The organism is Aestuariibaculum sp. YM273 (genome assembly GCF_030908365.1).
Lineage (GTDB): Bacteria > Bacteroidota > Bacteroidia > Flavobacteriales > Flavobacteriaceae > Aestuariibaculum > Aestuariibaculum marinum.
This window is the reverse complement of the sequence record NZ_CP133090.1, coordinates 3505364-3517553: the sequence shown is the minus strand read 5'-3', so window position 1 is coordinate 3517553 and position 12190 is coordinate 3505364. Positions and strand designations below refer to the sequence as shown.

Annotated in this window: 9 protein-coding genes; 2 read left to right on the top strand and 7 right to left on the bottom strand. The window is 35.0% G+C overall.

Annotated elements, in window-relative coordinates; translation table 11 throughout:
- The 4 genes from RBH94_RS15020 to fahA form a co-directional block, all read right to left on the bottom strand.
- A complete protein-coding gene (locus RBH94_RS15020; RefSeq protein ID WP_307881629.1) occupies positions 1-951 on the bottom strand; it encodes an NmrA/HSCARG family protein in 951 nt (316 codons plus the stop codon).
- 120 nt (positions 952-1071) lie between these two features.
- Positions 1072-2361, bottom strand: coding sequence for a serine hydrolase (locus tag RBH94_RS15015; RefSeq protein WP_307881628.1), 1290 nt, complete (start codon positions 2359-2361; stop codon positions 1072-1074).
- A 222-nt stretch (positions 2362-2583) separates the two neighbouring features.
- The gene (locus RBH94_RS15010; RefSeq protein ID WP_307881627.1) at positions 2584-3762 is read right to left on the bottom strand and encodes a hypothetical protein; all 1179 of its coding nucleotides are present in this window, start codon (positions 3760-3762) and stop codon (positions 2584-2586) included.
- A 110-nt stretch (positions 3763-3872) separates the two neighbouring features.
- Complete coding sequence (fahA, locus tag RBH94_RS15005) at positions 3873-5159, bottom strand: fumarylacetoacetase (protein WP_307881626.1); 1287 nt, start codon at positions 5157-5159, stop codon at positions 3873-3875.
- 202 nt (positions 5160-5361) lie between these two features.
- On the opposite strand from fahA, the gene glyA reads away from it, so the two are divergent.
- Positions 5362-6636: a serine hydroxymethyltransferase gene (glyA, locus tag RBH94_RS15000; RefSeq protein ID WP_307881625.1), complete on the top strand. Its 1275-nt coding sequence runs from the start codon at positions 5362-5364 to the stop codon at positions 6634-6636.
- Between the two features lie 324 nt (positions 6637-6960).
- Entirely contained in the window at positions 6961-8130 is a 1170-nt protein-coding gene (locus RBH94_RS14995) for a MalY/PatB family protein (protein ID WP_307881624.1), read from the top strand.
- A 67-nt stretch (positions 8131-8197) separates the two neighbouring features.
- Here the strand turns inward: RBH94_RS14995 and RBH94_RS14990 are convergent, their stop codons facing one another.
- From RBH94_RS14990 to RBH94_RS14980, 3 genes are all read right to left on the bottom strand, one after another.
- Complete coding sequence (locus RBH94_RS14990) at positions 8198-9400, bottom strand: tRNA modification GTPase (RefSeq protein ID WP_307881623.1); 1203 nt, start codon at positions 9398-9400, stop codon at positions 8198-8200.
- A gap of 81 nt (positions 9401-9481) precedes the next feature.
- Positions 9482-11044 (bottom strand): hypothetical protein, encoded by a 1563-nt coding sequence (locus RBH94_RS14985; protein WP_307881622.1) that lies wholly within the window; start codon positions 11042-11044, stop codon positions 9482-9484.
- A gap of 126 nt (positions 11045-11170) precedes the next feature.
- Positions 11171-12190, bottom strand: coding sequence for a UDP-glucose--hexose-1-phosphate uridylyltransferase (locus RBH94_RS14980; protein ID WP_307881621.1), 1020 nt, complete (start codon positions 12188-12190; stop codon positions 11171-11173).

Sequence of the window (12190 nt, the reverse complement as noted above, 5' to 3'; positions counted from 1 at the left end):
TTAATCAATAGGAATTCGAGAACCGTTAAGTGACAACCATTTGTCGAAGTTTTGCATTTCAGGATTGAGTTCTAATGAGAAGGCTTCGTTGCGAACTTTGTTGAAGTCTTCGTTAAAATCTCTTTTAAACTGAAACATGTTTCCTAAATCATCGGCTCCAGGAAAACCAAAGCTTCGATAGGTGTCAGGACTTACATTGTTGTAAATGACATTAATATTTAAGGCTTTAGAAAGCTTGTCTGCCATGTCTGTTCCGCTTAACTTTTCACCTACCACACCAACGGTTTTATTAAGTAAAGACTGGCCTTTTTTGAAAATGCCATAAGCACATTTTCCAATATCTTCGGCTGCCATACCTGCTAAGGGTTTATCGTTCATAGGAAATGCGATGTAATAATTACCATCTTCTCCTTTTTGTGGTCCCATGCCGAAATAGATGAAATTATCCCAATAGAATGATGTTCTTAAAAAGGTTACCGGCAAGCCTGCTTCAGTAAAAAGTTTATCAGCCGCACCTTTGCCATCAAAGTGAGGTACTTTGTATTTCCTTTGTAGCGTAGGTAAGCGGTCATCATCTAATGGTACCCAGTTTCTTGTGTCTTCTAAGGTAGACCAAATAATGTGCTTTAAATTGCTGGCTTTTGCCGCATTAATAAAATTCTCAACTTCTTGATATTCTTTTTCAGCAGAAAAATGTTCCCAGAAAAACGTAACAAAATAAGCACCATAAGCACCATCAATAGCTTTTTTTATGCTTTCTGTATCATCAATGTCGGCTTCAATAATTTCGGCGCCTAAATCTGCTAAGGCTTTTGCTTTTTCTGAATTGGCATTTCTAGTTACAGCTCGTGCTGTGAATTCAGAACTAGGATCTGCGAGTATAGCTCTTACGAGCCCGCCTCCCTGAGCTCCTGTGGCTCCAAATACAGTTATAATCTTTTTGGTTTCCATGATTTACTGATTTAATAATTAAAATTTAAAAAAGTAGATGAATGGAAAATGGTTCTTTAGAGCAAGTACTCTAAAGATAAGAAAAATGAGCGTAACAAAATTAGTTCTGAGAAAGGAAGCTTATAAACTTGCTAAATCTTTAGAATGATCGGTTTGGTGCTCGTTGTAAACCTGTTTTACAATTTCTTTAAGTTCAGGAATAACGTTGGAGGCGATTCTGGAGTGACTGTTTAGAAGTACACAAATTCCTAAGTCGTCTTCTGGGAACAGAGCAATTTCATTTCTAAAATCATTCACGCTACCACCATGATGAAGAATGGTTTTTTCTTCTTGTGAGTCCTCTTCAGCATATTTGTGAATGCGCCATCCAAATCCATAATACGATTTTAAATGTCCGGGCCACCTTTGGTAGTATTTGCTATGTCCTCCGATTTCTATAAATGGTTTAAAGGCATCAAACAAAGCCGATTTATCCATGATTTCAGGATTGTGCCCCAAAAGGAAACGCATCCATTTAGCCATATCTAATGCGCTGGCATTAATGCCACCCGCAGCAATGGCGTTATAATACTTGTTAGTAAGTTTTATAGGTTTCCAGCCGTGCGTTCTCTTAATATGAGGGGAAGCTACATTTTCGGCATGCGTTAAGGTTTCGTGGTCCATACAGGTAGAATGCATATCTAACGGCTTGAAAAAACGATTAATTAATGCTGAAGATAAATCTTGTCCGGTTTCTTTGCGAATAACTTCTCCACATAGTGCAAACATCGCATTTTGGTAACTGTACATAGAACCCGGTGTGCTAACCGGGGCAACCTCTTTAAAGCGTTCGGCAATATCTGCTAAAGGTAATCCTGCTTCAACTAGATTAGTGAAACTATGATATGGTGTTCCTGAAGTGTGTGATAGGAGGTTCGCTAATGTAATTTTATCGGTATTGGTTTGATCTCCCAATTGAAACCCAGGAATAAAATCACTTACCTTGTCTTCCCAGTTAAGTAAACCTTCATTTTCAAAACTTGCCGCTAATATTCCTGCGAAGCCTTTAGAAATAGATCCTAAACGAAATATAGTTTCATTATTAACGTGATCTTTTAGTTTAGCATTACGTTTACCAAAGCCTTCAGAAACGACAATAGAATCACCTTTTACAATACTTACTCCAGCGCCTATAATATATCCTTTATTAATGGCGTTTTCGAAATAGGTTTCCACTGCCGCTTTTAAGTTAGCTTGCTGGTCTTTATAACGTTTTAAAACCTGAGGGTCTATGGTTGGTTTTTTAGGTAATTCCGGTGTAGCAACTACCTTTTCTTCAGGTGTTGAAGAGTATTTAAAAACACTAATAGTTAAGGCTGAAATAGCCAGAATAATAAACACAGACTTGACTAAGACTTTTGATCTTTGCATCGGGTTAAGTTATGGGTTACTAACTGTTGGTTTTCGCAAATATAGGATAAAATGTATTGATAATCCGACTAAAAGCACAAAATTATTGATTTTTTAACTATTTAAGGTGTTGGTTTTTAGTTTGTTGAATCTTTGTTTTTTGAAGTTTTACACATGAAAACGTGAATTGTATTAGACTGACCCTAATAAAAAAACGCCCAACTTAGTCGGGCGTTTTTTTCTTTATCTAATAGAATAGGAATTTATAATCTGTTTGAGTTGTGCTTTGAGATCTTCACCGGTATCGTAAATCATTTGCGATTCACTAGGGAAGGGCACACGCTGATTATTTAAATATTGCAATAAGTCCGTTTCCAAAGCACGACGATCTCCTCTTGAAGTAGCAAAAATATGTTGAAACACAAATTCACTGGTAATAGGGAATGCGTCTTCTAATTGTTTTGTGTTTAGATTTACATATTCTACATTTCCTGTAACCTGAACAGATTTAAATTGTGTCGATTCGTAGTACTCGCAACGTACTGTCTTTAAATTGTCAATTTTTATAACGTTACCCAGACTGTCTTTTACTTGATAGCCATTGTCGTCTAATAAATCTTTTTTACCGTCAATAATTTGTTTTTCCTTTATAATTTGACGCTCTTTAATTTGTTCAGGCGAAATATTAATGCCTCTTAAATTTACGCGCATGTTGTAGTCGTAATTTACTTCATTAACCGGAGTATTGTGGTACACCGTCCATAAATTGTTTAATCCGTAGGTGCTGAAATTAAGTAAATCGTCTTCTAAACGTTGCGGGATTACTTTTTCAGTATCGTTAACCATGTCCACTAAAACAAAATCGGTGCCTTTGCTATGGGCTACATCCATAAGCTGACGCACATCTTTAAAATTTGGATTGATTGTTTCAATTTCTTTGAAGTCATTATAAGCCTGACGAAAATCTAATTTATTTTTTGAATCTAACAGGTTTAATGCTGTTTTATACATTTGTTGTGAAGCATCATTTTTAAATGAAATGATATGGCTTGAGTAGTCGTTAAAATCAAATTTTACTTCTCTACCATTCACATAAAGTGGTAAAACTGGTTTTATACGTTCCTGACGATTATCTAAATTCACATAAGTATCGTAAATGCGAATATAGTTTTCTGGGTTGTTATCCTGCTTTAAAAAATCAACAGTACCTAAATCGCGTTCAGTAGCTTTATTGTAGGCTTCATGCAGCATTACAATATATTCGGCTTTTCCTTTTTTATCTTTATTGGTACGTAATTTGTTTAACGCATCATAAATCGCCTGATCATAATTACCGGTACTTAAAGATTTTTCTATTTGCTTGCTACTGCTGCAAGCGCAAAGTATAAATAAAGATAGAATTGAGAGTAGTTGTTTTTTCATACTTTAAATTTTAGAGTTTTGATTAGGGGTAAACAATAGTAATGCCATTTTATAATAAATAACCCTCAAATGTAATATTTGAGGGCTAATATTATAGAGTATAAATAAATTTATTTCTTTTTAAATACAGGTAGTAATTTAGTAGAAACTTCGCCAAAACCGATGCGGGTGCCATCTTTTTCGCAATGGCCACGCATAATAACAGTGTCGTTATCATTAATGAATTTACGCTCGGTGCCGTCTTTTAATTTGATAGGTTTTTCACCTTTCCAGGTTAATTCCAGCATCGATCCGTAAGATTCAGGCGTAGGTCCTGAAATAGTTCCGCTACCCATTAAATCACCAGAATTCACAGGACATCCATTAATAGTATGGTGTGCCAGTTGTTGTGCAACATTCCAGTACATGTATTTAAAGTTAGACTTCGATACAATGTTTTCTTTAGCACCTTCAGGCTGAATAGACACTTCTAGTTGAATATCGAAACTTTTCTTTTTACCAGAATATTTAAGGTAGTCTAACTGTGGTTTTACAGGTTTCGGACTCTCAACACGATAAGGTTCTAAAGCATCTAAGGTTACAATCCACGGTGAAATAGATGTTGCAAAGTTTTTTGCTAAGAACGGTCCTAACGGCACATATTCCCATTTTTGAATATCACGTGCGCTCCAGTCGTTTAATAAGACTAATCCAAAAATATATTCTTCGGCTTCATCAACCGGAATAGGTTCTCCTAAGTCGTTAGCATCGGTGGTAATAAACGCCATTTCTAATTCGAAATCAACCAGTTTACTCGGTCCGAAAACAGGCTCGGTAGCGCCTTCCGGTAAGGTTTGACCTTGTGGTCTATGTACCGGGATACCGGATGGAATAACCGAAGAACTTCTTCCGTGGTAACCCACCGGAATATGCAGCCAATTCGGTAATAAGGCATTATCTGGATCTCTAAACATGGTGCCTACGTTCGTAGCGTGTTCCATGCTAGAGTAAAAATCGGTGTAATCGCCAACTTCCACAGGCAGTTGCATTTCAATTTCGTCTAAACGAAATAGAACAATTTCTTTATGGCTTTTATTGTTTTTTAACGTGGGGTTTTTGCTGTCGAAAACTTCAGCAATACGGTCTCTAACTGCACGCCATGTTTTTCTTCCATCAGCAATAAAATCATTTAACGAATCCTGAAGAAAAATATCGTCGGTTAAAGGAATACCATCAAAATATCCTAATTGATGTAAAGCCCCTAAATCTATAGCGGTATCACCAATACGGGTTCCGATAGTAATAATGTCATCACGCGTTAAAAAAACACCAAATGGAATGTTCTGAATTGGGAAATCTGAATTTTTATCGACGTGTAACCACGATGTTCTATCTGGATTGTTAGCTGCTAATCGCATAACTTTTACTTTTATTTAATAGTTGATAATATTCAAACCTACATAAAATTTTCATTTTTCGGGAAAAAAATAAATAAAAATTGGGTTTAAATACAGGGTTAATAAAAAGGTGAAAAACTTATTAGTAAATATATGTTTTTTGATGTTTTTAACTAATCTATTTGTTACTTTTGCACAATATTTAACTAGAATTTAATTTTATATGCAACGCGACGAACAAATTTTTGAATTAATTCAAGCTGAAAAAGAGCGCCAATTACATGGTTTAGAGCTTATTGCGTCTGAAAACTTTGTAAGCAATCAAGTTATGGAGGCTGCCGGATCAGTACTAACAAATAAATACGCTGAAGGATATCCAGGAAAACGTTATTACGGTGGGTGTGAAGTAGTTGATGAAGTAGAGCAAATAGCTATTGATAGAGCGAAAGCTTTGTTTGGAGCCGAGTATGTAAACGTACAACCGCATTCAGGAAGTCAGGCAAATACAGCTGTTTACCACGCGTGTTTAACACCTGGTGATAAAATTTTAGGATTCGATTTATCGCACGGAGGTCACTTAACACACGGATCGCCAGTAAACTTTTCAGGTAAATTATATAACCCTGTATTTTACGGTGTAGAAGAAGAAACAGGTGTATTAAATTACGATAAAATTCAAGAGATAGCGACTAAAGAGCAACCAAAATTAATCATTGCTGGAGCATCTGCTTACTCTCGCGATATTGATTTCGAACGTTTCAGAGTGATTGCTGATAGCGTTGGTGCTATTTTAATGGCAGATATCTCTCACCCGGCAGGTATGATTGCAAAGGGTATCTTAAACGATCCAATGCCGCACTGTCACATTGTAACAACAACAACTCACAAAACGTTAAGAGGTCCAAGAGGAGGTCTTATTATGATGGGTAAAGATTTCGAGAATCCATTCGGAATCAAATTAAAAGATGGTAGTTTACGTAAAATGTCTTCTTTATTAGATTCTGCAGTATTCCCAGGAAACCAGGGAGGACCATTAGAACACATCATCGCAGCTAAAGCAATTGCTTTTGGAGAAGCGTTAACTGATGAGTTTTTACACTACCAATTGCAAGTAAAAGCTAATGCTGCTGCTTTAGCTAAAGCGTTAGTAGCAAAAGGATATAACATTATTTCAGGAGGAACAGATAACCATTGTATGTTAATCGATTTACGTAACAAAGATATTTCTGGTAAAGATGCTGAGCAGGCTTTAGTAAAGGCAGATATCACGGTTAACAAAAACATGGTGCCGTTCGATACACGTTCTCCTTTTGTAACTTCAGGTATCCGTATTGGAGCTGCAGCCGTTACAACCAGAGGTTTAAAAGAAGCTGAAATGGAGCAAATCGTTGAGCTAATTGATGAAGTAATCATGAATTACCAAGATGAAGCTGTTTTAGAAGCTGTAGGAGAAAAAGTAAATGCGTTAATGGCAAACAGACCATTATTCGTAGCTTAATTACTTGCTGTTATATTGAACTTGTTTCAATATCTATTCAGTATCCATAATATTTATAAAGAATCCCGCTTAACTAGTGGGATTTTTTGTGTTTTGGCGTCACACTTCTTTGTTACTTCGGGGCGGGCTTTATTCGTGCTTGGTCTATTTAAAATTAGGGAACTCATAAATATAAATTTTTTAGTAGTTGCTCTTTTCAAGGAGCTCCAACAATATTTCAATTCCTAACGCAAAAGATTCAGGAATCTTAAATTCAACATAAAATTTAGATAAACTAAATCAATATTGGTAGTTTTGAGTAACGACTATAAAATAAATCATAGCATGAGCATATTCGATCTAGAACATAACGTTGAAAATTATTTTGTAAAGAATAATCCTAAATACTTAAAAATGGTTTTAGGGGCAGACGATGTAATGCCCTTGTGGATTGCCGATATGGATTTTAAAGTAGCTCCACCAATAACCGAAGCTTTACAAGACATCGTAGCACGAGGAGTATATGCCTATGAAGATATTAGTCCGCAGGTTAAACAAGCGATAGCCGATTGGAATTTAGAGCGCCATGAATTAAATATGAACCCTACTAATTTTATACAAGTTAATGGGGTACTAACAGCTATAGCGGTTATATTAAGAGCGTTGACCGAAGACGGCGATGGTGTTATGGTTCAAACGCCAGTCTATCATCAATTTTTTCAGGTAATTAAAACTGCAAATCGAACCATAATAGAAAGTCCGTTAAAAATTGAAAATGGTCATTACGCCTTTGATTTTGACGATATGGAGCGTCAGTTAAAATCTGGAAAAACAAAGGTTATTTTACTCTGTAATCCACATAACCCTGTGGGGCGTGTCTGGAATCGTGAGGAATTACAAAAACTAATACATTTAGCAAATCAATATAATGTGATTATAGTTAGTGACGAAGTGCATTCTGAAATAGTTTTTTCAAAATCTAAATTTCACAGCATTTTATCTTTTGAGGATACTAATAATCATATCGCAATATTAGGGTCGCCGGCAAAAACTTTCGGAATGCAAAGTATTGCCAATGGCTATATTTATATTAATGATACAACCCAGTTTGAGCAGATTAATAGTTTAGCAACATCTATGTATTTGCACCAAGGAGGGGCATTATCGGCGTATGCGATTTTAGCAGCGTATACCAAAGGTCATACTTGGGTAGATGATTTAGTTGTTTATTTAGAGCAAACGGTAAATTGGATTGAAGAGTTTTTAAATACGGAATTGCCTCAGGTAAAAATGATTCGACCAGAAGGCACGTATCAAATCTGGTTAGATTTTTCAGCATTGAATATTTCCGAAAATGAATTAAAAGATTTAGTATTCCATAAAGCAAAAGTAGGTTTGGCTCTTGGTTCAACATTTGGATCCGATTACCAGTTATTTATGCGAATGAATATTGCATCTCCATTTGTGAAAATTCAACGTGCCTTTCGTCAATTAAAAGCAGCGATGGATTTATAAATCATGTTGATTTTGGTTTAGGAATAAACAAAATACTATCCTGTAACAAAATCCGGAAAAGTTTAGTTTATAATAAGGTATAACCTAACGAAAATGCTAACGATTGAAATTCAGAATTCCAAAACATATAATTACTTAAAATATCTCTTGGTGTTTGATATCTTAATTCACAGCTATACCTATCATTTAATTTAAACCCTAATCCAAAGGCAATATTATTTCTTGATTTGATTTTCAAATTAGGTGAAGAAGAAGTGTTGAAATCAATAGTAGATTTTAGGCTCGCATCAAAAACAAAGGAACCATTAATAAATATTTTTGATTTTTTATTTAGAAAAAAATAGTGTCTTATTCCAACGGGAACTTCAATGGATTTATAATCAACATCTATTATGTAAGAAGAAGATTTTGCTTGAGATTTAAAATATTGATATGTTGGTTCTATAGTTAGAGCCCATTTGTTTTTGAAGAACGGCATCAGGACTTCAGCTTCAACACCAAGTTTGAAAGTTACCTTTTCATTATATCTTATTTTACTATAGTATGAAGCACTGGTGTTTTCCATGAAGAGATTTGAATTGTTTAAGCCAAGTCTTAAATTCAAATTAAATAAGTCTCTTTTTTGTTTTTCTTCATAATTTATGAAAGCTCCGTTTTTACACGTGTTGTATTCAACAAAGAAATTAGTTAATTGCTTTTGGTAGTAACCCAATTTTTCAACGTTATTAATTTCAATATCAGCACATTTTAAATCATTCCATAATTGATTTCTAAATCTGTTGTTTTTTGCAATTCTGTTATTGTTAGTTTTGTAAGGTTTGTAAACTAATTGTTCAATTTTAGAGTTTTCAACATTATAGAAAAACCTAATTAAATTACCATCTTCATATTTATAAAGGTTTGCAGATCCTTCGATCAAAAATTTCAAGAAAATGGTTTCTTCAATGAAGTTTGGTGTTTTTTCTTGACTGATTTTATCAAATTGATTACTTGATCTGTCAATTTGAACTTTGGATCTTAGGTATTTTGAAGTGTTGTTAATCCCAAACTCTTTAATTGAATTAATACCAATTTCCTGTATTTTATGGTTTTCAGATAGTTTGTAGTAAAATACACTTGGGTTGTTTTTCCAGTCTTCATTTTTTATAAAACAATTAGTTCTTTTATTTTCATTATTTATAAAATAACCTTTTTCAAATAATATTTGTGAATAGCATTTAAATTGAAGTGGGAATAAAATTAATAAGATAAGTATAAGTTTAATTTTCATAAAAGGTATAATATGGGGATTTTTAATAAATAAGAATATAGATATAAATTTTAGTATAGTTAAAATCAAATTCAGAAATTCTTAATTCTCTTCTTCCGGAAATGTAATGTGCTGATAGGCGCCTAAATCCGGCGCTTCGGTTCGGTTTACGTTTAATAAATCGGTTGGAACTTGTGATGAAAAGGTTACCAGACCTTGATTTATAGCAGCCGATTCCTCCCCAATTACTAGCATGTTTTCTTCGGGTTTAAAGAAATCCGGGTTTTGATTAAATATATTACCTTGGTAATGTGCGGTGTCTTCAAAATCGTAATTAGGACCAGAAAAGAAATTGGTATTATCCTGAAAACGAATCAAACAATTGTTGAATTTAAAATTAAAACTTACAGTTTCCTCTTCAATTTCATCTAACAATAGCTCGGGGTTATCATTTCCATAAATGATACAGTTGTTAAAGTTAGCTTCGGTTAAATCTGTGACAATGGTATTTTCATCTGCGTCAATAATAAAATTATTTAATAGCAGGGCAGGGAACTGTCTGGCGTTACTCCAGTAATTGGCAATGGTGCAATGGGTAAAATTATATCGCCCACCAAAGGTGCCTGCAAAAGCAGATTGTCCGGCATTATTTATAACAACATTATCCCCAGAAATAGAGGTGTTTCGTCCCAAAATACCAAAACCAGTGTTGTTATAGATTTGTGAATTGGTGATTCTTAAAACATCTTCGGAAGCTTCAGCGCCACCGTCGCATAAAATTGCAATAGAGCCATTTTTAATGGTCGCGTAGTTGATAATGTTGTCCGTACTACCTTCAAACAACCAAATGCTTTCCCATTGCCCTGGGATGTTTTCAAAGTCGGGCTCTAAGCGATCGCCTTCAAAAATGACTTCGTTTTCCAGTACATCTTGATCGGTACTAAATGCGCCATTGACATGAAGTGAAGCACCTTCAGAAACCAGTAGCCCTGAGCTTTCGTGAAAATGAATACGCGCACCGGCATCGATGGTTAGGGTGTATCCATTAGGTACGGCTGCATAGCCGTAAATAACATAGGGTTTTTCATTTGTGAAATGGAGTTCGTTAGGTTGTAACGTGCGCCCTTGTATATCGGTTTCGTATTCCTCTCCACCAATATTTAAGTTTAAAGTTTCAATAACTTTAGTGTCATAATCACGATTCGGATAAATAAATACAGCATCCTGAACTAAAGTAACCAGCTCTACATTTTGTTGGTTGCTACCAGCATCGAATTGAATTTGATCGGTGTACAAAAAGGTGCCGTCGTTAGCAAAATCGTTAATATTGATAGTTGATTCTACAAAAATATAAATACTGTCTTTCGCCTGAATTTGTACATTACTAAATACTTTTCCTGCCATACCGTCTATATTCAAGCGGTAGTTTGAACTGTTACCTTCACCTAATTGCACCGATGGAACATTGATATCGGTATTACTGCGATTGTATACTTTTACTGTGTAAGTACTAGAACCAATATTTGTAAATGTGGTATCTAAATACACGGTATCTTTTGAGAATTCTAAATTTCCGGCGCTTGGCGAAAATTCGAAATCTTTACGGCAAGAACTCCAAAACATTAAAAATGAAAAAGTAAGTAAAAAGTATATGTAGCGTTTCATTAAAGGCATTTATTTCGTAGGCTAAAAATATAACTTTTGAAGTTATGATTTAGTGTATTGTTTTAAAAATTAAAAACCTGATGCATTGCATCAGGTTTTATTATGTGTTTTTTATGTTTTTAGCAATTACAATAAATTGCGAAGCATTTTTACAGCGCTTTCAGCGGTAATATCGCGCTGTGGAGAACCAAACATTTCATAACCCACCATAAATTTTTTAACCGTTGCGCTACGTAATAACGGAGGATAGAAACTCATATGCCAGTGCCAGTGACTATTGTCTTCTCCATTAGTTGGAGCCTGATGTATACCACTTGAATACGGGAACGAGGTGTTGAATAGTTTATCGTAAGCCTTGGTGATTACCGAAATAGCTTCAGCAAACAACAAGGTTTCGTTGTCTGTCATTTCTGAAATATTTGTCTGGTGTTTTTTAGGCACAATCATCGTTTCAAATGGCCATACTGCCCAGAATGGAATTAACACAACGAATGAATCGTTTTCAAAAATAATGCGTTCTTGTTTGTCTAATTCTTGTTCCAGATAAGTTCCTAGAATACTTTTTTTATTTTCGTTGAAATAATTGCGTTGTTGTGCATCTTTCTTTTCAACTTCGTTAGGCAACGTGGTTTGACTCCAGATTTGTCCGTGTGGGTGCGGATTACTACAACCCATAACAGCACCTTTATTTTCAAAAATCTGAACGTAGTTGATTAAATCGTTATCGCCAAGCTCTTTGTATTGCTTTTGCCATTCTAAAACCACCTGTTCAATTTCGTTAGGTGCCATATCGGCTAAACTTTTTGAGTGGTCGGGGCTAAAGCAAATCACTTTACATATTCCTTGTTCACTTTGTGCTTTCAATAAACCATCGTCAACTGAGAAAGTTTTAGAATCGGTTTGCAGTGCAGCAAAATCGTTAGTAAACACAAATACATTTTCGTATTTCGGGTTTACTTCGCCGTTAATTCGCGTGTTGCCAGCACACAGGTAGCAGCTTTCGTCGTAAGATGGTCTAACTTCATTTGAAACCGCTTCGTTTTGTCCTTGCCAAGGGCGTTTCGCTCGGTGCGGTGAAACTAAAACCCATTCACCAGTAAGTATATTGAATCGTTTGTGTGAGTAATCTTGTAAATCGGTATTCAT